Raw genomic sequence first — 26,829 nt, forward strand, 5'->3', positions numbered from 1 at the left:
AGCCCTCAGGCTGCTCGCTCAACTGTTCCCGTTACGTTTACGTCACCGTGAGGCTGTGGTCTTTCTCTACGGCAACCTGCCATCACGCTACTCGGCTACACACTTTGACCGGACAGCAGCTCGCACTAAATCGGTGCGCACATTCAGACCGTTGCTCTTTCCTGGATCAGGATCCACGGCGAAACAACCACCGCCCACAATTGCGGATCCCGTTCAAACAGATCCAGCGCCCGCGTTTCAGACAGCTTGGCGACCTTGTCTGCGTCCAGCCAGGCAGCCACTTTCTCACCTTCGTCGGTGGCCACGGCCTCGGCGACAGCGATCAAATCCAGTCCGGGTTCGACCCACAATAGGGCACCCTTGGCGAAGAACGGCTCCAGTTCCTTCCAGGTAATAGATGCAGTTTCTCCAAGCAGCTTGGCATAGAGGGTGCTAGGTTCTTCAGTCATGGGTCCGGTCCGGAAAAGAAATTGACGCAATGATAACGTCGGTGGTCTGGCAGAAAAACCCAGAAGCAATTTGCATCACTGAACGAAAAGCGCAGGAAAGCCAAGGAATGCACGGAATCTGGCTATAAGCCCGTCAAAGCCCCGCCGCAATTCTGTCTTTTTCTTTCAAAAAAGCGACACCCCCAAGTTTTGCCCCCCGGCGCCAGCTTCACAGGCTGACAATCGGCGCTCTACACTGTACCGGTACAGTTGCCGAGGGGCTTTTCCGGGGAATGTCGTAGATACCGACCCGGTTCTGCTGCCTACGGCGCCAGGACTATAAAAACTACAACAGTAAGAGTGGAGCACTATGACTAAGGCTACTAAGCAGATTTCCAAACTGTTTGCCGCTATGGTTCTGGCCGGGGTTGCCAGCCATTCGTTCGCAGCTGACACCATCAAGATCGGCATCGCCGGCCCTAAGACCGGCCCTGTAGCCCAATACGGCGACATGCAGTTCAGTGGCGCCAAAATGGCCATCGAACAGATCAACGCCAAAGGCGGTGTAGACGGCAAGAAACTCGAAGCCGTCGAATACGATGACGCCTGTGATCCAAAACAAGCGGTAGCGGTCGCGAACAAGGTCGTCAACGACGGCGTCAAATTCGTGGTCGGCCACCTGTGCTCCAGCTCCACTCAACCGGCTTCGGACATCTACGAAGACGAAGGCGTGATCATGATCACCCCGGCTGCCACCAGCCCGGACATCACCAATCGTGGTTACAAAATGGTGTTCCGCACCATCGGCCTCGACAGCGCCCAGGGCCCTGCCGCCGGTAACTACATTGCCGATTTCGTAAAACCGAAAATCGTTGCTGTTCTGCACGACAAACAGCAATACGGTGAAGGCATCGCCACCGCCGTAAAATCCACCCTCGAGAAGAAAGGCACCAAGGTTGCCGTGTTCGAAGGCATCAACGCCGGCGACAAGGACTTCTCCTCGATCATCGCCAAGCTCAAGCAAGCCAACGTCGACTTCGTCTACTACGGCGGCTACCACCCGGAGCTGGGTCTGATCCTGCGTCAAGCCCAGGAAAAAGGCCTGAAAGCCAAGTTCATGGGCCCGGAAGGCGTGGGTAACGACTCGATCTCGCAGATCGCCCAGAACGCCTCTGAAGGCCTGCTGGTGACCCTGCCGAAATCCTTCGACCAGGATCCGGCCAACGTTGCCCTGGTTGATGCATTCAAAGCCAAGAAAGAAGACCCAAGCGGTCCGTTCGTGTTCCCGGCTTACGCGGCCGTGGAAGTGATCTCCGAAGGTATCAAGGCTGCCAAGTCCGAAGACACCGCCAAAGTGGCTGAAGCCATCCACAAAGGCACCTTCAAGACCCCAACCGGCGACCTGAGCTTTGACGACAAGGGCGACCTCAAAGACTTCAAATTCGTGGTCTACGAGTGGCACTTCGGCAAACCAAAAACCGAAGCCAAGCCTCAGTAAGGCCCTGCCTGACTGACTGCCAATAAAGCCCACGGCGTGCCGTGGGCTTTGTTTTACGAACGTATTTGGGCCGCGCTGGCGTGATCCGCTAGTCTTCCCACCTGAAAATCTCAAAACCGTCATCAGCGGTTCGCTGGCAAACCCCGAATTCGAAGTGGATGCAGATCCACGGGGCTCGGGCGGGAAAATGACTCCACCAGTGAAATGCGTATCAGGTTTTTAGGAGCGCTGTAATGCCTGACATCTATCACTTCTTCCAACAGCTGGTTAATGGCATGACCATTGGCAGCACGTATGCCCTGATCGCCATCGGCTATACGATGGTTTACGGCATCATTGGAATGATCAACTTCGCCCACGGCGAGGTGTACATGATCGGCTCCTACGTGGCGTTCATCGCCATCGCCGGGCTGGCCATGCTGGGACTCGACAGTGTTCCACTGTTGATGACCGCCGCTTTCCTGGCGACCATCGTCGTCACCAGTGCCTACGGCTACAGCATCGAACGGATCGCCTACCGCCCCTTGCGCGGCAGCAACCGTCTGATCCCGCTGATCTCCGCCATCGGTATGTCGATCTTCCTGCAGAACACGGTTCTGCTGGCGCAAGACTCCAAGGACAAATCCATCCCCAACCTGATTCCGGGCAACTTTGCCTTCGGGCCAGGTGGCGCACATGAAGTGCTGATTTCCTACATGCAAATCGTGGTGTTCGTGGTGACACTGATCGCCATGCTCGGCCTGACGCTGTTCATCTCCCGCTCTCGCCTGGGTCGCGCCTGCCGTGCCTGTGCCGAAGACATCAAGATGGCCAACCTGCTGGGTATCAACACCAACAACATCATCGCCCTCACCTTCGTCATCGGTGCCGCGCTGGCGGCCATCGCTGCCGTGCTGCTGAGCATGCAATACGGCGTGATCAACCCCAACGCCGGTTTCCTGGTCGGCCTCAAGGCCTTCACCGCCGCCGTTCTGGGCGGTATCGGCAGTATTCCGGGCGCCATGCTCGGCGGGCTGGTACTGGGTGTGGCAGAAGCTTTCGGTGCCGATATCTTCGGTGACCAGTACAAGGACGTTGTGGCCTTCGGTCTCTTGGTTTTGGTGTTGTTGTTCCGGCCAACCGGCCTGCTGGGCCGCCCGGAGGTTGAGAAAGTATGACTAGGAATCTTAAACAGGCGTTCTTCAGCGCCTTGCTGGTCTGGGCCGTGGCCTACCCGGTGCTGGGCCTGAAACTGACGATCGTCGGTATCCACCTCGAAGTCCACGGTACCAGCACCGCCACGTTGATCACCATCGCCGTGTGCTCGGTACTGATGTTCCTGCGCGTGTTGTTCGACCAGCAGATCAGCTCCGCCTGGCGTTCCTCGCCGAGCATGCCGCTGATTCCGGCCAAGGCCAGTAACTTCCTGACCCTGCCGAGCACCCAGCGCTGGTTCATCATCGCCCTGATCGCCGGTGCACTGGTCTGGCCGTTCTTCGGCTCCCGCGGTGCGGTGGATATCGCAACGCTGGTGTTGATCTACGTGATGCTCGGCCTCGGCCTGAACATCGTGGTCGGCCTGGCCGGCCTGCTCGACCTTGGTTACGTCGGCTTCTACGCCGTCGGTGCCTACAGTTATGCGCTGCTGTCGCACTACTACGGCCTGAGCTTCTGGATCTGCCTGCCTATCGCCGGCCTGATGTCGGCCACCTTCGGCTTCCTGCTCGGTTTCCCGGTACTGCGCCTGCGTGGTGACTACCTGGCGATCGTGACCCTGGGCTTCGGTGAAATCATCCGTCTGTTCTTGCGTAACCTGACCGGCCTTACCGGTGGTCCGAACGGCATCAGCAACATCGAGAAACCGACGTTCTTCGGCCTGACCTTCGAACGTAAAGCCGCCGAAGGCATGCAGACGTTCCACGAGTTCTTCGGCCTGGAATACAACTCGATCAACAAGGTGATCTTCCTTTACCTGGTGGCGTTGCTCCTGGCTCTGGCGGCATTGTTCGTCATCAACCGCTTGCTGCGCATGCCGCTGGGCCGGGCCTGGGAAGCACTGCGTGAAGACGAGATCGCCTGCCGCGCGCTGGGTCTCAACCCGACCGTGATCAAGTTGTCAGCCTTTACCCTGGGTGCCAGCTTCGCCGGTTTCGCCGGTAGCTTCTTCGCCGCTCGCCAGGGTCTGATCACACCGGAATCCTTCACCTTCATCGAGTCGGCGATCATCCTCGCCATCGTTGTACTGGGTGGCATGGGTTCGCAGCTGGGCGTGATCCTGGCAGCCGTGGTAATGATCCTGTTGCCTGAAATGATGCGTGAGTTCAGTGAGTACCGCATGTTGATGTTCGGTGCCTTGATGGTACTGATGATGATCTGGCGACCTCAGGGTCTGCTGCCCATGCAACGTCCTCACATGGAGCTGCGCAAATGAGCCGCGAGATCCTTAAAGTAGAAAACCTGAGCATGCGCTTCGGCGGCTTGCTGGCGGTCAACGGCGTTGCCTTGAGCGTGAAAGAGAAACAAGTGGTTGCGCTGATCGGCCCTAACGGCGCCGGCAAGACCACCGTGTTCAACTGCCTGACCGGCTTTTATAAGCCGAGCGGCGGCAGCATCCTGCTGGACGGTGAGCCAATCGAAGGCCTGCCAGGCCACAAGATCGCGCTCAAAGGTGTAGTGCGTACCTTCCAGAACGTGCGGCTGTTCAAGGATATGACTGCGGTCGAGAACCTCTTGATCGCCCAGCATCGTCACCTGAACACCAACTTCCTGTCCGGCCTGTTCAAGACCCCGTCGTTCCGCAGAAGCGAACGCGAGGCGATGGATTACGCCGAGTACTGGCTGGAAAAGGTTCACCTCAAGGAGTTCGCCAACCGACCGGCCGGTACGTTGGCTTACGGTCAGCAGCGTCGCCTGGAAATCGCCCGCTGCATGATGACCCGCCCGCGGATCCTCATGCTCGACGAACCGGCCGCCGGCCTGAACCCGAAGGAAACCGAAGATCTGAAGGCGCTGATCAGCGTGTTGCGTGAAGAGCACAACGTCACCGTGCTGCTGATCGAACACGATATGAAACTGGTCATGAGCATTTCCGACCACATCGTCGTGATCAACCAGGGCACACCTCTGGCCAACGGCACGCCGGAACAGATCCGCGACAATCCTGAAGTGATCAAAGCCTACCTGGGGGAAGCGTAAATGCTGCAGTTTGAAAACGTTTCCACCTTCTATGGCAAGATCCAGGCCCTGCACAGCGTCAACGTCGAAGTCCGCCAGGGCGAGATCGTGACCCTGATCGGCGCCAACGGTGCCGGCAAGTCCACACTGCTGATGACCCTGTGCGGCTCGCCTCGCGCTCACAGCGGCAGCATCCGCTACATGGGTGAGGAGCTGGTCGGCCAGGACTCCTCGCAGATCATGCGCAAGAGCATCGCAGTGGTTCCGGAAGGTCGTCGGGTGTTTTCCCGTCTGACCGTGGAAGAAAACCTCTCCATGGGTGGTTTCTTCACCGCGAAGGGTGACTATCAGGAACAGATGGACAAGGTCCTCGGACTTTTCCCACGCCTGAAAGAGCGCTTCAACCAGCGCGGCGGCACCATGTCCGGCGGCGAACAACAAATGCTCGCCATCGGCCGCGCGCTGATGAGCAAGCCCAAGCTGTTGCTGCTCGACGAACCGTCGCTGGGCCTGGCACCGATCATCATCCAGCAGATCTTCGACATCATCGAACAGCTGCGCAAGGACGGTGTGACCGTGTTCCTGGTCGAGCAGAACGCCAACCAGGCGCTGAAAATCGCTGATCGCGCCTACGTACTGGAAAACGGCAGAGTCGTGATGCAAGGCACCGGTGAAGCCCTGCTGACCGACCCGAAAGTGCGCGAAGCGTACCTCGGCGGCTAAGCCTTTGCGGTAAACAAAAAACGGCCTTCGCGGGCCGTTTTTTTATGCCTGTCACAACCTGATTGATGTAGGAGAACACTGTGGGAGCGAGCCTGCTCGCGAAAGCGGTGTGTCAGTCAACACAGATGCTGAGTCTGAAGGCCCCTTCGCGAGCAGGCTCGCTCCCACAGGGTCGGCGTGATGATTCAAAGCCGATCCAGTGCCTCCCCACTGCGCTTGAACCACCCCATCAGATAATCCGCCAGCACCTGTGTGCGTTTCGGCAAACCGCCCTGATAGGGATGCACCAGGTACATCGGCATGCTACGCGTTTGATAATCACGCAGGAGCCAACGCAAACGCCCGTCCGCCAACTCAGACGGCAACAAGTAGGACGGTAACCGGGCAATACCGGCGCCAGCCAGTGCGGCTTTCTTCAAAAGGTTGTAATGATTGCTGGCGAACGGCCCGGAAACTCGTACGCGCAACAGTTCATGCTGCTGGTGATACAGCCATTCCTCGCGACCACTGTAATGGCTGTTGAGCAGGCATCGGTGCTCGGCCAACGCCTGTGGTGTCTGCGGCTCACCGTATTGCTCCAGATAGGCCGGGCTGGCACAGGTCATTTCATGCCAGGCCAATAGCGGACGCGCCACCAGTCGCTGGTCAGTGGCTACGTCGGAACGGATCGCCAGATCGAATCCATCGCGGGACAGTTCGCGGTAACTGTTGTTGAGCTCCAGCTCGATTTGCACTTCGGGGTACTGGGCGGAAAACTCCAGCAACAAGCCATCGAAGAAGGTTTCCCCCAACGACACCGGAACCGTCATGCGCACGGGACCGGCCATGTCGTCCTTCAACCGCGCCAACGCCTGACGCGCCCGCTCGACTTGCACGACGAGCGCTTGGGCTTGCGGCAACAATGCTGCGCCGGCCGCTGTCAGGCTCAAGCGTCGTGTGGTGCGCTGCAGCAGTACCACGGAAAATTGCGCTTCCAATTGGCTGATGCGCTTGGACAGCTGGCCCTTGCTGCAACCGAGCTGCTGCGCCGCCAGGGTAAAACTGCCCGCCTCGACCAACACCGCAAACGCCGCCAGATCATCCATCTCGCTCATGGATTGTTTCCAATAGAAAACCAAAGGTTGCCTATTAGTGCGCTTATCACAGAAAAAAACCACTCTAAACTGAAGCCACATTCAACCCACTGGAGGCACGGCAACATGAAGATTCTTTTGATCGGCGCGAGCGGCACCATTGGCAAAGCCATCGACCAGGAACTGTCCCAACGCCACGAAATCGTCCGCATCGGCCGCAACAGCGGTGATTATCAGGTGGATATCAGTGATAGCGCCTCGATTCGCAAACTATTCGAGCAAACCGGCAAGTTCGATGCGCTGATCAGCGCCGCTGGCAACGTGACCTTCGCCCCATTGGCTGAAATGACCGAAGAGAGTTTCGCCCTGGGCCTGAAAGACAAGCTGATGGGCCAGGTCAACCTGGTGTTGATCGGCCGCGAGTTCGCTAACGACGGTGCATCATTCACCCTCACCACCGGCGTGCTCAGCCACGACCCGATCCGCAGCGGCGCCTCGGCAGCACTGGTCAACGGTGCGCTGGACAGCTTCGTCCGCACCGCAGCCATCGAACTGCCTCGCGGTCTGCGGGTGAACTCGATCAGCCCCAACGTGTTGGTCGAAGCCATGGGCAAATACGCGCCGTACTTCCGTGGCTTCAAGCCGGTTCCGGCAGCCGACGTGGCATTGGCCTATGCCAAAAGTGTCGAAGGCTTGCAGACCGGCCAGACCTTTCACGTGGGCTAAAGCCTTGTGATGAACGGTCATGCTGAGTAACGTGGCGGCACTTGTCAGGAGACCCCAAGATGCGTGTTGCCCGTTCCTTAGTCCTTGTTGCCTTGCTCCCCCTGTTCGCAGGCTGCCAACTGCTCGACAGTCCGCGCGAAAGTGCCTCCCACGCGGGTCAAACCCGCATGCAAGGTCATCTGAGCGCCGCCGACGGCAAGCTGTTGTTCCAGCCTTGCGGCGAGCAGCGCCGTTTAGTGGTCAATGACACGGGTGGCACCAGCGTCCTGCAGCAGGCCGCGAGCCTGGCCGATGCGCAGGGCAAACTGTTCGCCGACGTGCGCGGTCGGATTGTTTCCGGCTCCGGCGATGGGCAACTCGACCTCCAACAGCTGTACCGCGTCGAGCGTGAGGGCCACACCTGTGACGATCCCGATTTCAAAAAGCTGATCCTGCGCGCGACTGGCCATGAGCCCGAGTGGAGCGTGAGAGTCAGCGGTAAAGGCATGATCATCGACCGCGTCGCCCAGCCACCCTTGGCCCTACCCTACGTCGAAGAGCAACTGGGTGATGGCCGCTTCAACCTCAGCACCGAAGCCAATAATCAACACATCGAACTGTGGGTCGCGCCGCAGCGCTGCGTCGACATCAGTAGCGGCAGCGTCCAGCACATGAGTGCCGAGTTGCGTATCGACGGCCAGGTGCAACGCGGTTGCGGGTATTTCGGCGGATCGCGCGACGACTGATCGTTTAAGCCTCACGGGACCGGGCCTTTGCGGCTTATAATCGCCGCCTTCAAACGCCCTGGCGCAGTTGTGCGCCCCGCGAACCGGATCCCGTCATGTTACGAATCACCGAACTCAAGCTGCCGATCGACCATCCCGATGAAGACCTGCGCCCTGCCATCGTGCAGCGCCTGGGCATTGCCAGTGATGATCTGCTCGACTTCACCCTGTTCAAGCGCAGCTACGATGCGCGCAAAAAGTCTTCCGAACTGTGCTTCATCTACACCATCGATCTCAGCGTTCGCGACGAGGCCTCGGTGCTGCACCGGTTCGCCGATGACCGTAACATCAACGTGGCACCGGATGTCGGCTACAAAATGGTTGGCCAGGCGCCAGACGACCTGAGCGCACGCCCGATCGTCGTCGGTTTCGGCCCGTGCGGCATTTTCGCCGGACTGCTGCTGGCGCAGATGGGCTTCAAGCCGATCATCCTCGAACGCGGCCCCGATGTGCGCCAACGCACCAAGGACACCTGGGGCCTGTGGCGTAAAAGCGTGCTCAACCCCGAATCCAACGTGCAGTTCGGCGAGGGCGGTGCGGGAACCTTCTCCGACGGCAAGCTCTACAGCCAGATCAAGGACCCGAAATTCCTTGGCCGCAAGGTCCTGCACGAGTTCGTCAAGGCCGGTGCGCCGGAAGAAATCCTCTATGTCAGCAAGCCGCACATCGGTACGTTCCGCCTGACCGGCGTCGTGGAAAACATGCGTGAGCAGATCCGCGCCCTTGGCGGTGAAGTGCGTTTCCAGCAGCGGGTCACCGACGTCTTGATCGACGACGGGCAACTGGTCGGCGTCGAACTCGATAGTGGCGAGCAGATTCATTCGAAACACGTGATTCTGGCCCTCGGCCACAGCGCCCGTGACACGTTCCGCATGCTCCACGGCCGTGGTGTGTACATGGAAGCCAAGCCGTTCTCGGTGGGCTTCCGCATCGAGCACCCGCAGTCGCTGATCGACCGCGCACGCCTGGGCAAGTACGCCGGCCACCCGAAACTGGGCGCTGCCGACTACAAACTGGTGCACCACGCCAAGAACGGACGCTCGGTCTACAGCTTCTGCATGTGCCCGGGTGGCACCGTGGTGGCGGCGACGTCCGAGCCTAACCGCGTGGTCACCAACGGCATGAGCCAGTACTCGCGTAACGAACGCAACGCCAACTCCGGCATCGTCGTCGGCATTACCCCGGAAGTCGACTACCCGGGCGGACCGCTGGCCGGTATCGAACTGCAGGAGCGCCTCGAATCCCATGCCTATGTACTGGGTGGCAGCAACTACGAAGCGCCGGCGCAGCTGGTTGGCGATTTTATCGCCGGTAAGCCGTCCACCGAGCTGGGTAGTGTTGAACCGTCCTACAAGCCGGGCGTTGCCTTGGGTGATTTGGCGCTGGCCTTGCCGGCTTTCGCCATCGAAGCCATTCGCGAAGCCTTGCCGGCCTTCGAAAAGCAGATTCGCGGCTATTCGCTGCACGACGCGGTGTTGACCGGGATCGAGACCCGCACCTCGTCGCCGCTGCGGATCACCCGCAACGAGTCGATGCAAAGCCTGAACGTGAAGGGCTTGTTCCCGGCCGGTGAAGGCGCGGGTTATGCAGGCGGGATCTTGTCGGCGGGTGTCGACGGGATTCGGATTGCCGAGGCTGTGGCTCGGGACATCCTCGGTCTCGAGGCCTGATACCAATCCCCTGTGGGAGCGAGCCTGCTCGCGAAGGCGGAGTGTCATTCAACAGAGATGTTGACTGATCTAGCGCTTTCGCGAGCAGGCTCGCTCCCACATTGGTTCATCAGTGTCTGAAAAAACTTAGATATTCACGCGCAACACGCTGGCCGGCAGCGCCACACCCTGCTCGACACTCGCCGCCACCACCGCCATCAACCCACTCAACTCATACCCCTCGGCCTTGAGCCATTTCTGGTCGTAATAGGTCGTCGCATAGCGCTCGCCGCTGTCGCACAGGATCGCGACGATCGACCCCGTCTCCCCCGCTGCCGCCATGTGCTGCGCCGCCATCAATGCACCGATCAGGTTGGTCCCGCTCGATCCACCGACATGTCGCCCCAGACGCTCGGCCAGGTAGTGCATGGCGGCCAGGGATAATGCATCCGGCACCTTGACCATCGCATCGATCACCTTGGGCAGGAACGAGGCTTCCACCCGTGGCCGGCCAATGCCTTCGATTCGCGAACCGTGGTCCAGGCGCAGGCTGGCATCGCCGCTCTGGTAGTAATCGAAGAACACCGAACGCTCGGCATCGGCGCACAGCACGCGGGTGCAATGCTGGCGATAACGCACATAGCGACCCAAGGTGGCCGTGGTGCCGCCGGTGCCCGGACTGGAAATCAGCCAGCTCGGTTCAGGGTGTTTTTCGAATCGCATCTGCTGGAAGATCGACTCGGCAATGTTGTTGTTCGCTCGCCAATCGGTGGCGCGTTCAGCGTAGGTGAACTGGTCGATGAAATGCCCGTCGTGCTCCCGTGCCAGACGCTCGGATTCGGCGTAGATCTGCGTCGGATCGTCGACCAGGTGAGTCTTGCCACCGTAGAAAGCGATCTGTGCGATCTTCTCCTTGGAGGTGCTGGCCGGCACCACTGCAATAAACGGCACACCCAGCAATCGGGCGAAGTAAGCCTCGGAAATCGCCGTCGAGCCACTGGAGGCTTCGATCACCGGTGCTCCGGGCTTGAGCCAGCCGTTACACAACGCATACAGAAACAAGGAACGGGCCAGCCGGTGCTTAAGGCTGCCGGTGGGATGGCTGGACTCATCCTTGAAGTACAACTCGATACCCGGAAAACCCGGCAGCGGCAAAGGGATCAGGTGGGTGTCGGCACTGCGCTGGAAATCGGCCTCGATGATCCGGATGGCTTCGCGGGCCCACTGTCGGTTGTCGCTCATGATGGTTTTCTCGTTGTATCGGGCAGGAGACAGGCTAATCACCAAGCTTAGGAAAAAACCTACATCCCGCACAGGTACAGCTGGGGTTCAATACGCCGGGCAACTGCTAGGCTGAGATCGCCCGGATGGATCAAAGAGCTTGTAACGACATATAACAAAAAAGAATATAACTTTTGTTTTAACTTCTAAGGGTACGGGTTAGGGTGTCCCACCTTTTTGAACTCATCGATGGAGAGCGACTTTGCCTCTGCGTAGCACTTTCACGCGTTTCTTTCAGTTGGAAGCTGCCAGCGGTCTGTTACTGATCGCCGCGGCCATCCTGGCTTTGATCATCAATAATTCCTCGCTGTCGTGGCTGTACAACGGTCTGCTGGACACCCCCGTCGTGGCTCAGGTCGGCGCATTGAAAATCGCCAAGCCACTCCTGCTGTGGATCAACGACGGCCTGATGGCCCTGTTTTTCCTGCTGATCGGTCTGGAAGTGAAGCGCGAGGTTCTCGACGGGCAGTTGTCCAAGCCCTCGCAAATCGTCCTGCCCGGCGCGGCGGCCATTGGCGGCATGGTGGTGCCGGCGCTGATCTACTGGTTCCTCAACCGTGACAACCCGCCTGCCCTCAGCGGCTGGGCGATCCCGACCGCCACCGACATCGCCTTCGCTCTTGGCGTTCTGGCGCTGTTGGGCAAACGGGTCCCGGTGTCGTTGAAGCTGTTCCTGATGACCCTGGCGATCATCGACGACCTCGGCGCGATCATCATCATCGCGATCTTCTATTCCGGTGCGCTATCGACCCTGTCCCTGGCGCTGGCCGCAGCCTGCATCGGGGCGCTGATTGGCATGAACCGTCTCGGCGTGGCCAAGCTCGGGCCGTACATGATCATCGGCTTGATCCTTTGGGTCTGCGTGCTAAAGAGTGGTGTCCACGCCACGTTGGCGGGTGTGACCCTGGCCTTCTGCATTCCCCTGCGCACGAAAAACGCCGAACCTTCGCCGCTGCTGACCCTGGAGCACGCGCTGCATCCCTGGGTGGCCTACGGCATCCTGCCGCTGTTCGCCTTCGCCAACGCCGGCCTGTCCCTGAGCGGCGTGACCGTCGAAAGCTTCACCCATTACGTGCCCATGGGCATCGCCATTGGCCTGCTGCTGGGTAAAACCATCGGCGTGTTCGGCCTGACCTGGCTGGCGGTGAAATCCGGCATCGCCGCCCTGCCCCAGGGCGCCAATTGGGGACAGGTGCTGGGCGTGGCGATCCTCTGCGGCATCGGCTTCACCATGAGCCTGTTCGTCGGCTCCCTGGCCTTTGTACCCGGTGCCAGCGAATATGCCGGGATGGACCGGATGGGCATTTTGACAGGTTCGATACTGGCGGCACTGATCGGTTATGCGGTGACGGCAACGGCGAGTCGCAAGAGCGACATTCAAAAAACCTAGGTATCCACAAACACAAAACCCCGACCAGTTAACTGATCGGGGTTTTGTTTTGCTACTCGCTTCCGCTTAGTGCGAAACGCGACTCGTGCCATCAACCGTGGCAATTCGCACACGCTCACCAACACGGAACACTTCGTTCTCCTGAACCTGCTGTACGTAGGCGCGCATGCTGCCGTCGTCTTCGCGAACGGTGATTTCCACGCCTTGGGTGCGGGTCAAGCCTTCTTCGGCCGCCGAGCCTACCAGGCCACCGGCGACTGCACCGATGACTGCTGCAACGATGCTGCCTTTACCGCCACCGATAGCGCTACCACCAACACCGCCGACCGCTGCACCGGCGACGCTGCCGATTGGGGTTTTGGTGCCTTCGATTTTCACCGGGCGCAAGGCTTCGATGGTGCCCATGCGAATCGTCTGCACACGACGTGCTTCGTCACGGGAGTAGGAGTCACCGGTCAGGCTCGATTGGCAGCCGGCAAGCAACATCGCCATCGTGGAAAAGGAAGCAACCAGCAGAACAGACTTACGCATAGCATCAACTCCAAAGGACAGGTAATCATTAAACTCCGCTGCTTGACGCGTGTCACGGCATCGCCCGGATAAAATTGCTTTGATTCAGGCCTTATACAGGCACCTGCGCGAACTCACCACACCGTAGTGGCAATTTGCGGATTTGCCCTACATAGACAGGATTACCATGGATTACTTCATCATTGTCGTCACAACGGTTGCCGGCTTGTATTTCCACTGGTGGATATACGTGCGAATCAAACGCTGGATGGACCGCGATCTGGCGTTGTCACTGGCGGGTAACGATGAACGCAAAAAAGCGTACATGCTTCAGCAACTGGCGAACGCTCAAGCGCAAAAGATCAAGCGTCGAGACCTGCCGCAATGGCTGGAGGCCGCAGCGGCAAGCTATCTCGAGCGGTAGACTGCTTAGGGTGCCAGACGTTCAAGAATCCAGTCGGCGCCCTGCAAACGATAGTTGAGGCGATCGTGCAGGCGGCTCGAACGGCCCTGCCAGAACTCGATGCGCTCCGGAAGCAGACGATAGCCACCCCAGTGTTCGGGGCAGTGAGGCTGGCTGTCGCTGAAACGTTGCTCAGTACCCTTGAGCAGCGCTTCCAGTTCAGCGCGATCAGCGATCACCCGGCTTTGCGGCGATGCCCAGGCACCCAGTCGGCTGCCCAGCGGGCGAACCTGAAAGTAAGCATCGGACTCTTCAGGCGTGACCTTCACTACTCGCCCTTCAATGCGCACCTGACGTTCCAGGGTGGGCCAGAAGAAGGTCATGGCCGCGAACGGGTTCGCCACCAAGTGCTGGCCCTTGGCACTGTCGTAATTGGTGAAGAAGGTAAAACCCTGCTCATCCAGCCCCTTTAGCAGCAGGATGCGGCAATGCGGCCGTCCCTCCTGGTCGACAGTGGCCAAGGTCATGGCATTGGCTTCCACCGGTGCCTGCTCGGTTTTCACCGCGTCGGCGAACCAGTGGTGGAACAGCGCGAACGGCTCGGCCGGGGCTTGCGCCTCGGTCAGGCCATCACGGGTGTAATCGCGGCGCATATCAGCCAGGGCCTTGGTCATGACGCATTCCTTTTAGTCAGCAAATCACTGCTTTGTGGTATCGGTGGCGACTTTATTCGCGGTGGCAGCGGCTTTAGCCGGTGCAGTCTTTTTCGCTGGCGTCGCGGTCTTGGCCGGTGCCTTTTTGGCCGGGGCCTTGGCGGCTTTCTTCGCCGGTGCTTTTTTCGCCACCGGTGCAGCAGCTTTCTTCGCATCGGCTGGCGCTGGGGTCACAGGCTTGGCCGCCGGTTTGGCGTCCTGGGCAGCGACCATGCGCACTGGTGCCGGGGCTGGCATGTTGTACTTGCTCAGCAGCGCGATCATGGTGTCTTGCGGCGTCACCAGCAATTCTACCCGACGGTTCAATGCGCGCCCTTCGACACTGTCGTTGGCTGCACGCGGAGCGTCGCTGCCCATACCACGCAGCATCAGACGATCGCGCTGCAGGCCGCTGAGACGGAAAATCGCCGCCACGGCCTGTGCACGCTCCTGGCTCAATTTCACGTTGGCAGCTGCGGCGCCCGAGGTATCGCTATGGCCGAGTACCAGCACAGCAGTCTTGGGGTCCGCTTCAAGGATCTTCGCCACCCGGGTGAACGGGCCGAGGGTAACGGGCAGCAGCATGGCCGGACGGTCCGGGTTGAACGAGCCTTCCACCGGTGCCGTCACCACCAATACGTTGTCACGGCGTTCCAGTTGCAGGTTGCTGTCCTTGATCGCAGTGCGCAGGCGTGGCTCATAGTCGTCGAGCCACGCCTGGGTCACTTTCGGGTCCGGCATCGGTACGGCTTTGGCCGTGGTTTTGTCCTTGCCGCCGAACGGCCACCACCACTTGCCGCCAGAGTCGGCATCAGCCTTGGCCACGGGGGTAGTCGTCGCTGGTTTCAAAGGTGCCGGAGCGGGCTCTTTGGCCGCGACTTTGTCGGAGGAACTGAACGGCCACCAGCTGCCGCCGTCCGTATCACTTTTCGGATTCTGTGCACAACCGGTGATAGCGAAGCACAGTGCCAAGGCGAGGGTTGGTTTGGTTGACATTGGATATCCACAAAAATGAAGTCAAAAAATCAGGCCCGCTACGGCCCGTACAAACGCAAATTAGAAACTTAAATGGTCTGCGGGTTCCGAATTCCGGACCGCCGGACAGGCTTTACAGACAAGTGGCCAATACCCGCACAAGCCTTTGTGCGCGCGGATCCATCAAGACGTACGGCCCCAGTGTATTTGTCACAAAACCGAACGCCACATCGTGCTCCGGGTCAGCAAAACCGATGGAGCCACCAGCCCCCGGATGACCGAACGCTCGCGGGCCAAGGCCAAATGTGGCGTTAGGCACGTCAGGCTGATCGAGCATGCAACCCAGGCCGAAACGGGTCCGGGTCAACAGGGTCTTGTCTTCGCCAACACTGTGTTCACGGGTCAGCTCGTCGAGCATGTCGCTTTCCAGCAGGCTGCCATCGAGCAGGCCAGCGTAAAACCCCGCCAGGCTGCGGGCGTTACCGTGGCCATTGGCCGCCGGCTGCTGCATGCGCCGCCACTCCGGCTTGTTGGTGCTGGTCAGTACCGACGGCGGATTGGTGAAAGCACGGGTGGTCATGGCCGTCGGTTCGCGCATCGTCACTTGCAGCAGGCGCTGGGCCGCGGCGTCGCCGACGTTGCCTTTGCCACGGGCGATGTGCGCCACACGATGGAACTCCTCATCGGCCAGACCGACATGGAAATCCAGGCCCAAGGGCTTGGCAACCCGAGCCACGATGGACTCACCCGGCCCGCGACCGTCGGCACGCCGCAGCAACTCGCCAATCAGCCAGCCATACGTGATCGCCGCATAGCCATGGCCTTCACCTGGCGTCCACCAGGGGGCTTCGGCCGCCAAGGCGTCGACCATCGTTTGCCAGTCGTAAAGCGCTTCAGGGGCCAGCAATTCACGCAGCGCCGGCAGGCCAGCGCGATGGCTGAGCAGTTGGCGCAGGGTCACGGATTCTTTACCGGCCGCAGCGAACTCCGGCCAATAGCGGGCAACCGGGGTATCCAGTTGCAGTTTGCCTTCGGCCACCAATTGCAAGGCCGTGACAGCAGTGAAGGTTTTGGTGCAGGAGAACAGGTTGGCGATGGTGTCGCTGTGCCAAGCCTCGGCGCCATCCTTGTCCGAGGTACCGGACCACAGGTCAAGCACGGTTTCGCCGCCGATGCGAATGCACAACGCCGCGCCACGCTCCTGGGGATCGTCGAACAGTGCCGCGAACGCTTCACGCACTGCCTCGAACTTAAGCTCGTAATGACCCTGAATCTGCACCCGCAACTCCCCGGATAAACGCTCTACAAAGTGGCCCGCATTGTTCCAGCCCCAGAGGGATTTGGGAACAGGGCCGGGCTGGGCGGTCAGTTGCCTCAAGAAATGATCAGAAGTTCTGGCGCCTACGAATACGCCTTCGCGAGCAGGCTCGCTCCCACATTGGATTCATACAAACCTTGTGGGAGCGAGCCTGCTCGCGAAGAACGATGGCTCGGTTTCAAGTCTTAATTAATGACCATTACCGGAATGCCCACCGGCACCCTTCCCCGGGCCTTTGCCGGCATCGGCCTGACGCCCACCCTCGGTGTCATGACTGGCCTTGTTGGCTTCGGCACTGGCTTTCTGCGCTAACTTGCCCAACTGATCGACGGCCGCCTGATTGCTTTTGCGCACGCTGTCGACAAACCCCTGGAATGGCAGATCGGTTATGCCCACCAGACCGAAGTGACCGTTTTCGCCATCCAGCAGGCGCCCCGTCACGGGCTGGTCGAGGTATTGGAACCAGTGGACGCCGACAATCGACGGTTCGCTCAGCGCTTGCTTGAGGAAGTTCGCATAGGCCGGGCCACGATCTTCTTCCTTCGCCAGAGGCGTCACACCACCCCAGAACGGGCCGCGATCCGTCGAGCCGAAGTTGAACTCGGTGATCAGGATGGGCTTGTCGAGGCTGCTCAATTTAGCGAAGTCGTAGCCATCCTGCGGTTGCAGGGTATACAGATTGAAACTCAGCACATCGCAATACCGGGCGCAGGACTCAACGGCTTCCGGGGTACTGATGGCAAAGCGACCGCCAAGCAACAACTGGTTCGGCGCATGCCACTTGAGCGAGTCGGAAATGGTTTTGAAGTAGGTGTCAGCGAAAACCTTTTGGAAATATTTGAAGTCGGCCTCGATTTCCGGATGCTCAGCGCTTGGCAACGGCGGCACGAAACCCGGGTCTTCCATCAACTCCCAGGCGGGCAAATCAATACCCCAGGCTTTGGACAGGCCTTCTTGATTACGGTATTTGTCGCGCAGTTGCTTGAGGAAGGCACGCTTGGCCGGTACATCGGTGGTCATTTTCAAGGTGCCGTAGGCCAGCGCATAGCGCGCTTTCGGGTCTTCGCCAGGACCGGCCCAGGCCAATTCGTTATCGGCGTAGTAACCGATCAGCCATGGATCGTCGCGATGGTCGCGGGCAGCGATGGCCACGGCGCGTTCGGTGGCCATGGCAAAACGCGGGTCGAACGGGTCGGGCATGCCGCCCCACCAGTCGTTGCCGGTGCTGATACTGGTGTAATCGCCGACGATCGACAGCGGCAAGGTGTACGGCATGCGCTGCGCGTCACCCAACACCGGCGCGCTCCAGTTGCCCAGGGTGTTGAAACCCCAGGCTTGCAGGCGATCAAGGGTGTGGTCGGCCCAGCGTTTTTCGTCGAAAACTGCTTTGCAGGGCTCAACCGATGCTGGCTCGACCGCTTTTGCCGCCGACGCCTGCCCGGCATCGGCCTTGGCTGCTGCGGCAATACCGGCCCTGGAATCGCTGCCCGGCGCACAAGGGTCGCCGTACAGGCGCTGCAGATTCGCGCCATAGAAGTCGTACCAGCGCCCGACATTGAAGCCCCGGCCCTGATCGACGCCGTTACCGCCACGGTTATCGCCTTCACCGAAGTGGTTGGCCAGCGGCTCGTCAGCCTTGGGCAAGGATTCGAACATCCATTCACGACCAGCGATGTAGGTCTGGTTGACGTTCGCGGCGACAGTGTTGACCCCCAACGAATAGAACGGATATCCCTGCGGCGTTACCAGATACCAGCGACCGTCGCGTTTCTCAGTGCGAAAAAAGCCGCTGCCCTTGAATGCCGGGCCCTGGGTCCAGCCACCGAATTTGTCCAGCGACGACTTCTCGCGCTCGGCCAGCCAGGTTTTCAGCTGTTGCTGTTCTTTGGCAGCTATGGATTTCAATTGTTCGTCGTTGGCGACTTTCTCCGGCCATTTACCCCGGTTCGACTGACCGTAGGCGTCCACCAGATTGTCATATACAGCGTGGGTGATCGCTTCGCCGTCCTGCACGCCGAAGCGCTCGAGCAGAATGCTTTGGGCTGCCTTCGGTTGATCCATCCACAAACTGACCGACACCACCTTGCCGCGATCCAGTTCACCGCTACTGCTGGCCAGCAAAACACGTTGGCCATCGACCGTCGTCGGCATCGGCGGTCCGGCCTTCATGCCCTGGCTCAGCGGTGAAGCCGCCACCAGAGGCACCAACAATGTCTGCGCAGGGCCTGCCGGCAAGTCGATTCGACTGAGCAGCGTCTTGCCGTCGTTACTTTGGATTTGCACATAGAGCGTGATCGCCCAGTTCATCGCGCTCTGAATGCGCAGGCTCATCATGCCGGACTGCGACCAGTCCCAGGCGCCGCTTTGCGGGGTCAGGCGCAGGGTCGGGCGAGCCACCGGATTGAAAGTCACCCGGCGCAGCACTTCACCTTCAGGTGTTTGCTCGGCGTTGGCTTGCGGCAGGTCGGCGTTCTCGGTGACCACCCGGACCACATCGGCGGGCCGGACAAAATTGAACAGGGTCTGCTGACCGGCGGGCGCTGCCAGCAATGGACCAGCGAAAATCAAGGCAAATACAGCAGGTAACGAACGGCGGATCATGAGAACGAAATTCTCCCTAGCGACCTCAATGGGCCAGTGGACAAGCGGTGGCAGAGAGATAGACAACGCGGTGGGCAGATTTGCCCACCGGTGCATCAGGAAATTTCACGCCGGAAGGGAGGCAACGCATTGAGGATCGCCTTGCCATAGCGCTGGGTGACCAGGCGCCGGTCGAGCAAGGTGATAGTGCCGCGGTCTTCTTCTGTACGCAGCAAGCGCCCACAAGCCTGGACCAGTTTCAGCGAGGCGTCTGGCACGGAGATTTCCATGAACGGATTGCCGCCCCGGGCTTCGATCCACTCCGACAGCGCAGCTTCGACCGGGTCATCGGGCACCGAGAACGGAATCTTGGCGATCACCACGTGCTCGCAATACGCACCGGGCAAGTCGACCCCTTCTGCGAAACTCGCCAGGCCGAACAACACGCTCGAATCCCCGCCATCGACCCGCGCCTTGTGCTTGTTCAGGGTTTCCTGCTTGGACAGGTTGCCCTGAATGAACACCTGTTTGCGCCAGTCACGGTCGAGGCCATCGAACACGTCCTGCATCTGTTTACGCGAAGAGAACAGCACCAGCGTGCCCCGCGAGCCTTCGACCAGTTCCGGCAGATCACGAATGATTGCCGCGGTATGTGCCGCTGCATCACGGGGATCGGCGTTGAGGTTCGGCACCCGCAACAGACCGGCGTCGGCGTGATGGAACGGGCTCGGCACCACGGCGGTCACGGCTTTTTTCGGCAGGCCGGCGCGCATACGGAAGCGGTCGAACGTGCCGAGGGCGGTCAAGGTCGCCGAAGTCACCAGGCAGCCGTACGCGACATTCCACAGGTTGCGCCGGAGCATTTCCGCCGCAAGGATGGGACTGGCGTTGACCTCGATATCGAACAGCGAGCCACTTTCGGCCAGGGTCAGCCAGCGCGCCATGGGTGGATTGTCTTCCGGATCTTCGACGGTGAACGCGGTCCACAACTCCCAGTTGCCCGAAGAACGGGACAACAGGCTACCGAACAGTGGGTACCACTCCTCGGCCTGGTTGCTGGCGATACCGATGTTGACCTCGCCGTCCATGCCTTCCTTGAGCAAATCGGTGAGGCGCGTGAACAGGTCGGTGAGGCGGGCAAAGCCTTTTTTCAATTCAATGCCCATCTCGCGCATGTGCTCGGGAATCACTCCGCCAACGAAACGGTGACGCGGCCGCTCGCGACCCTCGACGTCTTCGCCGGGTTTGAAATCGGCAATCTGCTCACAAGCGGTAAACATGAACTGCTGCTGGGTCTTGATCTCCCGCGCCAGCTCCGGCACCTGCTCGATCAACTTGCCCAGATCCCCCGGCAGCGGGTGCTGGGCCAGCAGCTTGGTGAGGTTCTTGGCGGTGGTTTCCAGCCAGTCGGCGGTGGAGCGCAAGCGCGTGTAATGGGCGAAATGACCGATGGCCTTGTCCGGCAAGTGATGGCCTTCGTCGAACACATAGATGGTATCGCGCGGGTCCGGCAGCACGGCGCCGCCGCCCAGGGCCAGGTCGGCCAGCACCATGTCGTGGTTGGTGACGATCACGTCGACCTTGCCCATGCCTTCGCGGGCCTTATAGAAGGCGCACTGGCCGAAGTTCGGGCAATGGCGGTTGGTGCACTGGCTGTGATCGGTGGTCAGGCGTGCCCAGTCAGCGTCTTCCAGCGCGCTCGGCCAACTGTCGCGGTCGCCGTCCCACTTATTGCCGGCGAGTTTCTCGATCATGCTGGTAAACAGTTTCTGGCTGGCTTCATCGACCTCGATCTTGAAACCTTCTTCTTCGAACAGCTGGGCGGTGGCGGTTTGCGCGTGACCTTCCTGAAGCAGCATGTCGAGCTTGGACAGGCACATGTAGCGCCCCCGTCCCTTGGCCAGGGCGAAACTGAAATTCAGCCCGCTGTTGCGCATCAGGTCGGGCAAATCCTTGTAGACGATCTGTTCTTGCAGGGCCACGGTGGCCGTGGCGATCACCAACCGTTTGCCGGCCGCCTTGGCAGTGGGGATGGCCGCCAGGCTGTAGGCCACGGTCTTGCCGGTACCGGTACCGGCTTCCACCGCGACAATCGCGGGCTCGCCACTGCGCCGGCCTTCGTCGTCGGTGTCGATGTCACCGAGTACCTTGGCGACTTCGGCGATCATCAGGCGTTGGCCGTAGCGCGGCTTGAGGCTCTTGGCTTCGAGAAAACGCGAGTAGGCGCCCTGGATCGTGGTTTTGAGTTCAGTGCTGATCATGGATGGTCGGGCGCAAAAAACGCTGGATAAATTTTCAGTGGTTTGGTTTGGTCGCTATCATACCCCGCTAATGAATCCCGCGCAGAACGGAGTACCCGAATGACCGCTTTTAGCCTTGTTTATAGCCTGCATGTCCTCGCCGCGCTGGTGTGGGTGGGCGGCATGTTTTTCGCTTGGATGGTCTTGCGCCCCGCGGCGTTCAAGGCGCTGGAGGGACCTGCCAGGCTGAAGCTCTGGCTGGAAGTGTTTCAAGGCTTTTTCCGCTGGGTGTGGGGCGCGGTGGTGCTTTTGCCGGTCAGCGGCGTGGTCATGCTGAACCTGCACTTCGCCGGTTTTGAATTGGCGCCGCGCTATGTGCAGGTAATGATGGGCTTGTATGTGGTGATGACAGCGCTGTTTATTCGGATTCAGGCGTTGATGCTGCCAGAGTTGCGTACAGCCGTTGAGGCACAGGATTGGCCGGCGGGTGCGGCGGTGCTGGGGCGGATTCGCAGGGTGGTGGGGATCAATCTGCTGGTGGGGTTGGTCGTGGTGGTGATTGCCTCGGTTCGGCCAATACTCTGAAATCGACCTGTTTTATGTGGCGAGGGGATTTATCCCCTCGCCACAAAAGTTACAGATGCTCTTACAACCGCTGCACCACCACCGAACCTTCAGCACCCGCAGGCCCCGGCTTCCCGTCTGCGCCTGGCTTGCCGCTCTTGCCGCCTTCAGTTGTATAAATCAGACAGCCCTTGGCCTTCCCCCCCGCCCCCGGCTTGCCACCCGGCCCGGCCAAACCGCCGGCGCCACCCGCGACCTGAACCTTGATCTGTTCGGCCGGATAGTCACGCGGCACCGCCAATTTGACCAACGCCCCGGGTGCGCCTGGCTGGCCGTCAGTGCCGTCGCTGCCATCGGCTCCGCGCCCTGCCTGCCCCCACGTGCAACCCGGTGCCTGGCCATTGGCTCCGTCGAGCCCGACAAACCCTGGCGCACCCGCACCACCACGAGCATCCACCAGCAATTGCGGCGCATTCAAGGCCTTGATCTGCAGATTCAGATTGCGCCCGGAGCGGGCGGCTTTCTGATACGTTCCGGGGGCACCGCGAGCCGTAATCTGACTGCCCTCCGACAACTCGGCACGACTGACTTTCAGCTCCAATGCCTGTTCACTGGGCACGATCGCGATCCGCGCATCACGTCCCAGGTGCAACTCGCCAACGGTGACTTCGGTCACGTTCGAGGGAATCAGCAATGTGCCGTAGTCGGCCACTTCCAGGCGTTCCAGTTGCAAGGTACTGGCGGTGTTGGGCAGGCGCATCAGCGAATTGGTTTCGACGCTCACCACCTGGGCGCAAGCCAATGGACTGATGAGTGCGGCGAGCAGACAGAGTTTACGCATGGGAAGCCTTAGGTGCGGTGGCAGCCGGAATGGTTTGCAGGTGGAAGACGCCGAAAAAGACAATCTTCAGGCGATCGAGCCACGGATGGGCGCGACCTCTGAGGCTGCGATAGCACAGCAGCGCCTCGAGAAAATGGAGAGTCGCCAGCAGGCCGCCGGCCAGGTTGACCAGCAGATGCAGGGGATTGACAAACGGTGTGAGCAGATTGGCCAGCACCACCAGCCAGAACAGCAGGGTCAACAGCTTACCCAGCCCCCATATCACCTTCATACGCCCCTCGATGGGAATTATTCTTTGCGCGCACAGTAACGGCTTCCACGCGGGATAAGCCAGAGGGTGAGCGAAAATTCTTCATGAAGATCGCCGAATGGCCGTCGAAACGCTGGGAATGTTCGCTCGACGGCTCTATTTCGCGGCTCAGTGGTTGAGGTGCAATTCCACGCGACGGTTTTTCGCGCGCCCTTCCTCTGTTTCGTTGTCGGCCACAGGCTGGGTTTCGCCCTTGCCTTCGCTGGTGAGCTTGTTCGCCGCCACGCCCTGGCTCAACAGGTACTGCGCCACGCTGCTGGCGCGCCGTTCCGACAATGCCTGATTGTAGGCATCCGCCCCGACGCTGTCGGTATGCCCCACCACCTTGATGCTCGTCACATCGGCGTCCAGCAGTTTGCCCATGATCGAATCGAGCTCGCTTTGCGCCGTAGGGGTCAGGTCGGATTGATTGAAGCCAAAAAACACGTCGTTGCTCAACGTGATGACTTCAGGCTGTACCGGCTCCGCCGGTTTCTCGCTGGCCGGGTATTGCGGCTGCGGGCAACCGTGATGCTCCACCGGGGTGTTGGCCGGTGTGTCGGGGCAGCGATCGCGACGGTCGAAAACGCCATCGCCGTCTTCATCGCCGTCCTGGGCATAACAGATCAAACCACCGGTCAAAATACCGAGCGCCGCTCCACCGGCCGCCCAACCGCCACTTTCGATAGCGCCCAGGCCTCCGCCGACCAGTCCGCCAATGACGCTGCAGATCGGCCAGGTACGTTGATTGAGGGGGGCAGTACCATCACTGTGAGTAGCGCAACCGGTCAACAGGCTGCCTAGCAGCAGAACCGGCAAGACGGTCCGTGTGAAATGGCTCATTTTTGAAAGCTCCTGTGTCACCGGCCGATGCCGGTTACACAGGAGTAAAGACCCGCATCCGCGACTGCACAAGCCGCGGATGCGAGGGATCTAGCGTTGGATTTTGATTTCCGTACGACGGTTTTGTGCACGGCCGTCGGCGGTTTTGTTATCGGCAACCGGCTGGCTTTCACCGGCACCGGCAACAGACACGAAGTTGCTGCGCGGCACGCCTTGCTCAATGAGGTATTCAACCACCGAGTGGGCGCGTTTATCCGACAGCTTCTGGTTGTAGGTATCGCTGCCCACGCTGTCGGTATGGCCAGTAACGCTCAACCGGGCAGTAGGCGCTTCCGCTTTCAAACGCGTGGCGATCTTGTCCAGAACCTGCTTATCGGAAGGCGTGAGGGTTGCTTTATCGAACTCGAAGTGAACATCGCGGATGACAATGGTTTCTTCCTTGACCACCACGGCTTCTTCAACCACAGGAGCAGGTGGTGGGCAACCATCGGCATCGACCTTCACGCCGTGAGGCGTGCCCGGGCACTTGTCACGGCTGTCCGGCACACCGTCGCCGTCTTCGTCACCATCGCCGTGAACCCAGCAATAGGCCGCCGCCGTACCACCAACAAGCAGCGCACCATACCCTGCCCATGACGAACTTTCAGTGGCACCGAGACCCGCGCCTACGACACCGCCGACCGCTGCACAGGTCGGCCAGTCGGTTTTCTGCAAACCTGCGCAACCAGTCAACACACTGGTTAGCAGAACCAGGGGTAATGCTGTCCGAACTATGCTCATCTAGTTTTCTCCTGAAGGATCGGCTTAGAACCGATTAAGGGAGTAAAGACCGGAGTTTAAAACTCCGCCAGCAATAGGCCATTGCTGTTTTGTCCCGTATTCAGGGGCGATCGCCACTTTTGCGGCCAAGCCGCTCTAGGCTCGAACTTGCAGGCAGGCTAGTCTTGGCACATCTGAGTGAGGATCTTCGATGAATGCAGGTATTTCTTCGCGCACGCCGCAGCAGGCGTTGGCCGCTTTGCTGGACCGTTACGCCCCTTCGCGCCTGTTGCTGATTGGCGCCAGCGAATTCCCCGCGCTTGAGGCCTTCAAGCTCGCGCACCCGGACAGCTGCGTGGCATATGCGGCCCCCGGCCCGTTGCCTGCCGAACTGGCGGCGCGCCGGTTTGATCTCGCACTGGTGGTCGATTGCCTCGAACATTTGCCCAAGCGCGATGGCCTGAATTTGCTGGGGGGCATCCGCAACCTCAATGCCAGCCGCATCGCGGTACTGGCCGACTTGCCCGCCAGCGGTTGGCAGGAGACGGATTTTTTCTCCCTGGCGCTGCAAGCCAGCGAGCGCTTCCAGCGTGACGAACAAGTGTTGACGCTATTTACTTATGATCTGCTTGACTACAAGCAAGTCCCCGACTGGCTCAATTCGAGGTTCTGGGCCAATCCGGAAAATTTCGGGAAATATTGGTGGTAACGCAATGAGTACATCCATTTGCCCTTGCGGCAGCGGCACGCTGCTCGATGCCTGCTGTGGTCATTACCACGCCGGCCACCCGGCTCCTTGCGCCGAAGCCTTGATGCGCTCGCGCTACAGCGCCTATGTGCTCGGCCTGATCGATTATTTGGTGGCGACCACCCTGCCCGCCCAGCAAGCCGGTCTGGATCGCCAGTCGATCAGTGACTGGAGCGCCCAAAGCACCTGGCTGGGTCTTGAAGTGGAAAGTTCTGAAGTCCTCGGCGGGCAGCCGGAGCACGCCTTTGTCACCTTCACCGCGCGCTGGCACGACGGCAGCGGCGAACACAGCCACCGCGAGCGCTCATCGTTTGTGCAAAATGCCGGTCGCTGGTACTTCATCGACCCTACGGTGCAAATGGACGTAGGGCGCAACGACGCCTGTCCTTGCGCCAGCGGACAGAAGTTCAAAAAGTGCTGTTCGGGGTATTTCGGCGGTTGAGCCAAAATAAAAAGGTCGCAGCCTTCGGCAGCTCCTGCATTGGACATCTATAGGACCTGCCGAAGGCTGCGATCTTTTTACGGCTAGACTGGGGTTCAAGGGAGAACCGCGACCATGATCATCCGCCGTCTCGCACTCTGTTTAATCACGCTGACCCTTTGCCTGGGACTCGGCGGTTGCGCATCCTGGTTCAGTACCGATGAGCCGGACCCCGAAGTGCATCTGGTCAGGGTTGAGGTGGTGCGGGCCAAGCTGATGGAACAGCGGTTCGTGTTGCACTTTCGCATAGACAACCGCAGGGACAGCGAGCTGACGGTTCGCGGCCTGGAGTATCGCATTCACCTGGGTGGCATCCTGTTGGCCGACGGCGAGCATGAACACTGGATCAGTGTCGCCCCCAAGGCCAGCCGCAATTACAAGGTGCCGATCCGCACCAACCTGTGGCCCAAGGTCAAGGACCTGGTCAAACAGCTGAAAGAGTCCGAACAGGGCATCCCCTATCGTCTGGAAGGCGAGATGGAAACCGGTTTATTCATCGCACACTACGTGCACCTGGCGCGTAATGGCGTGATAATCCCCGCCGATCTAACTCCGGAGTAACCCCGATGACCCAGCAACCCCATGTCCATGGCCCAGACTGCAACCACGATCATGACCACCATGATCACGACCATGGCCATGTCCACGGCCCGCACTGCAACCACGCGCCTCAGGAACCGGTGCGCAACGCCCTGAAAGACGTCGGCCGCAACGACCCTTGCCCATGTGGCAACGGCAAGAAATTCAAGAAGTGCCACGGCGCTTGATGCTTCGGGCGAAGTACATCTTCGCCTGTTGAATCGCTTTCGCGAGAAGGAGTGCTTCCCAACTCCATGTTTTTGTGACAAAAAGCAAAACTGGGGACAAGCCCTCCCACAACCAGCGACCCCGTGTTAAAACC

The 26,829-nt window shown here is 60.0% G+C and carries 28 protein-coding genes; 15 read left to right on the forward strand and 13 right to left on the reverse strand.

What is annotated here, in order from left to right; all coding sequences use genetic code 11:
- Positions 1 to 143: 143 nt before the first annotated feature.
- Positions 144 to 449, reverse strand: a complete 306-nt coding sequence (locus ACSFE6_RS09805) for a DUF2288 domain-containing protein (protein ID WP_435427407.1) — start codon at positions 447 to 449, stop codon at positions 144 to 146.
- 349 nt (positions 450 to 798) lie between these two features.
- Between ACSFE6_RS09805 and ACSFE6_RS09810 the strand changes: the two genes are divergently transcribed.
- The 5 genes from ACSFE6_RS09810 to ACSFE6_RS09830 all read left to right on the forward strand — a co-directional run bounded on the left by ACSFE6_RS09810 (position 799) and on the right by ACSFE6_RS09830 (position 5,802).
- Positions 799 to 1,926, forward strand: a complete 1,128-nt coding sequence (locus ACSFE6_RS09810) for a branched-chain amino acid ABC transporter substrate-binding protein (RefSeq protein WP_435427408.1) — start codon at positions 799 to 801, stop codon at positions 1,924 to 1,926.
- A 233-nt stretch (positions 1,927 to 2,159) separates the two neighbouring features.
- Entirely contained in the window at positions 2,160 to 3,083 is a 924-nt protein-coding gene (gene livH, locus ACSFE6_RS09815) for a high-affinity branched-chain amino acid ABC transporter permease LivH (protein WP_435427409.1), read from the forward strand.
- On the forward strand, positions 3,080 to 4,336 hold the full coding sequence (locus tag ACSFE6_RS09820; protein WP_435427410.1) for a high-affinity branched-chain amino acid ABC transporter permease LivM: 1,257 nt from the start codon (positions 3,080 to 3,082) through the stop codon (positions 4,334 to 4,336). The genes livH and ACSFE6_RS09820 overlap by 4 nt, the downstream gene beginning before the upstream one ends.
- The gene (livG, locus tag ACSFE6_RS09825; RefSeq protein WP_435427411.1) at positions 4,333 to 5,100 is read left to right on the forward strand and encodes a high-affinity branched-chain amino acid ABC transporter ATP-binding protein LivG; all 768 of its coding nucleotides are present in this window, start codon (positions 4,333 to 4,335) and stop codon (positions 5,098 to 5,100) included. The genes ACSFE6_RS09820 and livG overlap by 4 nt, the downstream gene beginning before the upstream one ends.
- On the forward strand, positions 5,101 to 5,802 hold the full coding sequence (locus tag ACSFE6_RS09830) for an ABC transporter ATP-binding protein (RefSeq protein WP_015093834.1): 702 nt from the start codon (positions 5,101 to 5,103) through the stop codon (positions 5,800 to 5,802).
- 185 nt (positions 5,803 to 5,987) lie between these two features.
- Here the strand turns inward: ACSFE6_RS09830 and ACSFE6_RS09835 are convergent, their stop codons facing one another.
- On the reverse strand, positions 5,988 to 6,896 hold the full coding sequence (locus tag ACSFE6_RS09835; protein WP_435427412.1) for a LysR family transcriptional regulator: 909 nt from the start codon (positions 6,894 to 6,896) through the stop codon (positions 5,988 to 5,990).
- A gap of 105 nt (positions 6,897 to 7,001) precedes the next feature.
- Here ACSFE6_RS09835 and ACSFE6_RS09840 point away from each other — a divergent pair, with 105 nt between their 5' ends.
- From ACSFE6_RS09840 to ACSFE6_RS09850, 3 genes are all read left to right on the forward strand, one after another.
- Positions 7,002 to 7,601: a short chain dehydrogenase gene (locus tag ACSFE6_RS09840; RefSeq protein ID WP_435427413.1), complete on the forward strand. Its 600-nt coding sequence runs from the start codon at positions 7,002 to 7,004 to the stop codon at positions 7,599 to 7,601.
- A gap of 59 nt (positions 7,602 to 7,660) precedes the next feature.
- Positions 7,661 to 8,326 (forward strand): COG3650 family protein, encoded by a 666-nt coding sequence (locus ACSFE6_RS09845; protein ID WP_435427414.1) that lies wholly within the window; start codon positions 7,661 to 7,663, stop codon positions 8,324 to 8,326.
- 95 nt (positions 8,327 to 8,421) lie between these two features.
- The gene (locus ACSFE6_RS09850; protein ID WP_435427415.1) at positions 8,422 to 10,035 is read left to right on the forward strand and encodes an NAD(P)/FAD-dependent oxidoreductase; all 1,614 of its coding nucleotides are present in this window, start codon (positions 8,422 to 8,424) and stop codon (positions 10,033 to 10,035) included.
- Positions 10,036 to 10,161: 126 nt separating this feature from the next.
- Here ACSFE6_RS09850 and ACSFE6_RS09855 read toward each other — a convergent pair whose 3' ends face one another.
- A complete protein-coding gene (locus ACSFE6_RS09855) occupies positions 10,162 to 11,259 on the reverse strand; it encodes a PLP-dependent cysteine synthase family protein (protein WP_435427433.1) in 1,098 nt (365 codons plus the stop codon).
- A 238-nt stretch (positions 11,260 to 11,497) separates the two neighbouring features.
- Here ACSFE6_RS09855 and nhaA point away from each other — a divergent pair, with 238 nt between their 5' ends.
- On the forward strand, positions 11,498 to 12,685 hold the full coding sequence (gene nhaA / locus ACSFE6_RS09860) for a Na+/H+ antiporter NhaA (protein WP_435427416.1): 1,188 nt from the start codon (positions 11,498 to 11,500) through the stop codon (positions 12,683 to 12,685).
- Positions 12,686 to 12,751: 66 nt separating this feature from the next.
- Here the strand turns inward: nhaA and ACSFE6_RS09865 are convergent, their stop codons facing one another.
- Positions 12,752 to 13,216, reverse strand: a complete 465-nt coding sequence (locus ACSFE6_RS09865; protein WP_435427417.1) for a glycine zipper 2TM domain-containing protein — start codon at positions 13,214 to 13,216, stop codon at positions 12,752 to 12,754.
- Positions 13,217 to 13,382: 166 nt separating this feature from the next.
- On the opposite strand from ACSFE6_RS09865, the gene ACSFE6_RS09870 reads away from it, so the two are divergent.
- On the forward strand, positions 13,383 to 13,619 hold the full coding sequence (locus ACSFE6_RS09870; RefSeq protein WP_435427418.1) for a hypothetical protein: 237 nt from the start codon (positions 13,383 to 13,385) through the stop codon (positions 13,617 to 13,619).
- A 5-nt stretch (positions 13,620 to 13,624) separates the two neighbouring features.
- On the opposite strand, the gene pdxH is transcribed toward ACSFE6_RS09870, so the two are convergent.
- From pdxH to dinG, 5 genes are all read right to left on the reverse strand, one after another.
- A complete protein-coding gene (gene pdxH / locus ACSFE6_RS09875; protein WP_435427419.1) occupies positions 13,625 to 14,272 on the reverse strand; it encodes a pyridoxamine 5'-phosphate oxidase in 648 nt (215 codons plus the stop codon).
- Positions 14,273 to 14,296: 24 nt separating this feature from the next.
- Positions 14,297 to 15,286 (reverse strand): OmpA family protein, encoded by a 990-nt coding sequence (locus ACSFE6_RS09880; RefSeq protein ID WP_435427420.1) that lies wholly within the window; start codon positions 15,284 to 15,286, stop codon positions 14,297 to 14,299.
- A gap of 112 nt (positions 15,287 to 15,398) precedes the next feature.
- On the reverse strand, positions 15,399 to 16,544 hold the full coding sequence (locus ACSFE6_RS09885; RefSeq protein WP_435427421.1) for a serine hydrolase domain-containing protein: 1,146 nt from the start codon (positions 16,542 to 16,544) through the stop codon (positions 15,399 to 15,401).
- A 228-nt stretch (positions 16,545 to 16,772) separates the two neighbouring features.
- Positions 16,773 to 19,184, reverse strand: a complete 2,412-nt coding sequence (locus tag ACSFE6_RS09890) for a beta-galactosidase (RefSeq protein ID WP_435427422.1) — start codon at positions 19,182 to 19,184, stop codon at positions 16,773 to 16,775.
- A gap of 95 nt (positions 19,185 to 19,279) precedes the next feature.
- Complete coding sequence (gene dinG, locus ACSFE6_RS09895; RefSeq protein ID WP_435427423.1) at positions 19,280 to 21,424, reverse strand: ATP-dependent DNA helicase DinG; 2,145 nt, start codon at positions 21,422 to 21,424, stop codon at positions 19,280 to 19,282.
- A gap of 99 nt (positions 21,425 to 21,523) precedes the next feature.
- Here dinG and ACSFE6_RS09900 point away from each other — a divergent pair, with 99 nt between their 5' ends.
- Complete coding sequence (locus tag ACSFE6_RS09900) at positions 21,524 to 21,988, forward strand: CopD family protein (protein WP_435427424.1); 465 nt, start codon at positions 21,524 to 21,526, stop codon at positions 21,986 to 21,988.
- A gap of 61 nt (positions 21,989 to 22,049) precedes the next feature.
- Here the strand turns inward: ACSFE6_RS09900 and ACSFE6_RS09905 are convergent, their stop codons facing one another.
- The 4 genes from ACSFE6_RS09905 to ACSFE6_RS09920 form a co-directional block, all read right to left on the reverse strand.
- Complete coding sequence (locus ACSFE6_RS09905) at positions 22,050 to 22,808, reverse strand: collagen-like protein (protein WP_435427425.1); 759 nt, start codon at positions 22,806 to 22,808, stop codon at positions 22,050 to 22,052.
- Entirely contained in the window at positions 22,801 to 23,079 is a 279-nt protein-coding gene (locus ACSFE6_RS09910) for a DUF1145 domain-containing protein (RefSeq protein WP_435427426.1), read from the reverse strand. The genes ACSFE6_RS09905 and ACSFE6_RS09910 overlap by 8 nt, the downstream gene beginning before the upstream one ends.
- 147 nt (positions 23,080 to 23,226) lie before the next feature.
- On the reverse strand, positions 23,227 to 23,940 hold the full coding sequence (locus ACSFE6_RS09915; RefSeq protein WP_435427427.1) for an OmpA family protein: 714 nt from the start codon (positions 23,938 to 23,940) through the stop codon (positions 23,227 to 23,229).
- Between the two features lie 90 nt (positions 23,941 to 24,030).
- Positions 24,031 to 24,720 carry an OmpA family protein gene (locus ACSFE6_RS09920; protein ID WP_435427428.1) on the reverse strand — a complete coding sequence of 230 codons (690 nt, stop codon included), beginning with the start codon at positions 24,718 to 24,720 and terminating at the stop codon, positions 24,031 to 24,033.
- Between the two features lie 190 nt (positions 24,721 to 24,910).
- On the opposite strand from ACSFE6_RS09920, the gene ACSFE6_RS09925 reads away from it, so the two are divergent.
- From ACSFE6_RS09925 to ACSFE6_RS09940, 4 genes are all read left to right on the forward strand, one after another.
- A complete protein-coding gene (locus ACSFE6_RS09925) occupies positions 24,911 to 25,408 on the forward strand; it encodes a DUF6231 family protein (RefSeq protein ID WP_435427429.1) in 498 nt (165 codons plus the stop codon).
- 4 nt (positions 25,409 to 25,412) lie between these two features.
- On the forward strand, positions 25,413 to 25,889 hold the full coding sequence (locus ACSFE6_RS09930) for a YchJ family protein (protein ID WP_435427430.1): 477 nt from the start codon (positions 25,413 to 25,415) through the stop codon (positions 25,887 to 25,889).
- A gap of 114 nt (positions 25,890 to 26,003) precedes the next feature.
- Positions 26,004 to 26,489 carry an LEA type 2 family protein gene (locus tag ACSFE6_RS09935; protein ID WP_435427431.1) on the forward strand — a complete coding sequence of 162 codons (486 nt, stop codon included), beginning with the start codon at positions 26,004 to 26,006 and terminating at the stop codon, positions 26,487 to 26,489.
- A gap of 5 nt (positions 26,490 to 26,494) precedes the next feature.
- Positions 26,495 to 26,695, forward strand: a complete 201-nt coding sequence (locus ACSFE6_RS09940; protein WP_175379911.1) for an SEC-C metal-binding domain-containing protein — start codon at positions 26,495 to 26,497, stop codon at positions 26,693 to 26,695.
- The last annotated feature ends 134 nt before the right edge of the window (positions 26,696 to 26,829 follow it).

The sequence above is a fragment of the Pseudomonas baetica genome (assembly GCF_051216495.1).
Classification (GTDB): Bacteria; Pseudomonadota; Gammaproteobacteria; order Pseudomonadales; family Pseudomonadaceae; genus Aquipseudomonas; species Aquipseudomonas baetica_B.

Bases quoted from the DNA above. Each gene is read 5' to 3' on its own strand.
- ACSFE6_RS09830 (WP_015093834.1), top strand. From the start codon at position 5,101: ATGCTGCAGTTTGAAAACGTTTCCACCTTCTATGGCAAGATCCAGGCC.
- ACSFE6_RS09820 (WP_435427410.1), top strand. From the start codon at position 3,080: ATGACTAGGAATCTTAAACAGGCGTTCTTCAGCGCCTTGCTGGTCTGG.
- ACSFE6_RS09850 (WP_435427415.1), top strand. From the start codon at position 8,422: ATGTTACGAATCACCGAACTCAAGCTGCCGATCGACCATCCCGATGAA.
- dinG (WP_435427423.1), bottom strand. From the start codon at position 21,424: ATGATCAGCACTGAACTCAAAACCACGATCCAGGGCGCCTACTCGCGT.
- ACSFE6_RS09810 (WP_435427408.1), top strand. From the start codon at position 799: ATGACTAAGGCTACTAAGCAGATTTCCAAACTGTTTGCCGCTATGGTT.
- ACSFE6_RS09880 (WP_435427420.1), bottom strand. From the start codon at position 15,286: ATGTCAACCAAACCAACCCTCGCCTTGGCACTGTGCTTCGCTATCACC.
- pdxH (WP_435427419.1), bottom strand. From the start codon at position 14,272: ATGACCAAGGCCCTGGCTGATATGCGCCGCGATTACACCCGTGATGGC.
- ACSFE6_RS09920 (WP_435427428.1), bottom strand. From the start codon at position 24,720: ATGAGCATAGTTCGGACAGCATTACCCCTGGTTCTGCTAACCAGTGTG.
- livH (WP_435427409.1), top strand. From the start codon at position 2,160: ATGCCTGACATCTATCACTTCTTCCAACAGCTGGTTAATGGCATGACC.
- ACSFE6_RS09890 (WP_435427422.1), bottom strand. From the start codon at position 19,184: ATGATCCGCCGTTCGTTACCTGCTGTATTTGCCTTGATTTTCGCTGGT.
- ACSFE6_RS09940 (WP_175379911.1), top strand. From the start codon at position 26,495: ATGACCCAGCAACCCCATGTCCATGGCCCAGACTGCAACCACGATCAT.
- ACSFE6_RS09845 (WP_435427414.1), top strand. From the start codon at position 7,661: ATGCGTGTTGCCCGTTCCTTAGTCCTTGTTGCCTTGCTCCCCCTGTTC.
- ACSFE6_RS09930 (WP_435427430.1), top strand. From the start codon at position 25,413: ATGAGTACATCCATTTGCCCTTGCGGCAGCGGCACGCTGCTCGATGCC.
- ACSFE6_RS09905 (WP_435427425.1), bottom strand. From the start codon at position 22,808: ATGCGTAAACTCTGTCTGCTCGCCGCACTCATCAGTCCATTGGCTTGC.
- ACSFE6_RS09910 (WP_435427426.1), bottom strand. From the start codon at position 23,079: ATGAAGGTGATATGGGGGCTGGGTAAGCTGTTGACCCTGCTGTTCTGG.
- ACSFE6_RS09915 (WP_435427427.1), bottom strand. From the start codon at position 23,940: ATGAGCCATTTCACACGGACCGTCTTGCCGGTTCTGCTGCTAGGCAGC.
- ACSFE6_RS09870 (WP_435427418.1), top strand. From the start codon at position 13,383: ATGGATTACTTCATCATTGTCGTCACAACGGTTGCCGGCTTGTATTTC.
- ACSFE6_RS09835 (WP_435427412.1), bottom strand. From the start codon at position 6,896: ATGAGCGAGATGGATGATCTGGCGGCGTTTGCGGTGTTGGTCGAGGCG.
- ACSFE6_RS09840 (WP_435427413.1), top strand. From the start codon at position 7,002: ATGAAGATTCTTTTGATCGGCGCGAGCGGCACCATTGGCAAAGCCATC.
- ACSFE6_RS09935 (WP_435427431.1), top strand. From the start codon at position 26,004: ATGATCATCCGCCGTCTCGCACTCTGTTTAATCACGCTGACCCTTTGC.
- ACSFE6_RS09925 (WP_435427429.1), top strand. From the start codon at position 24,911: ATGAATGCAGGTATTTCTTCGCGCACGCCGCAGCAGGCGTTGGCCGCT.
- ACSFE6_RS09805 (WP_435427407.1), bottom strand. From the start codon at position 449: ATGACTGAAGAACCTAGCACCCTCTATGCCAAGCTGCTTGGAGAAACT.
- ACSFE6_RS09900 (WP_435427424.1), top strand. From the start codon at position 21,524: ATGACCGCTTTTAGCCTTGTTTATAGCCTGCATGTCCTCGCCGCGCTG.
- livG (WP_435427411.1), top strand. From the start codon at position 4,333: ATGAGCCGCGAGATCCTTAAAGTAGAAAACCTGAGCATGCGCTTCGGC.
- ACSFE6_RS09865 (WP_435427417.1), bottom strand. From the start codon at position 13,216: ATGCGTAAGTCTGTTCTGCTGGTTGCTTCCTTTTCCACGATGGCGATG.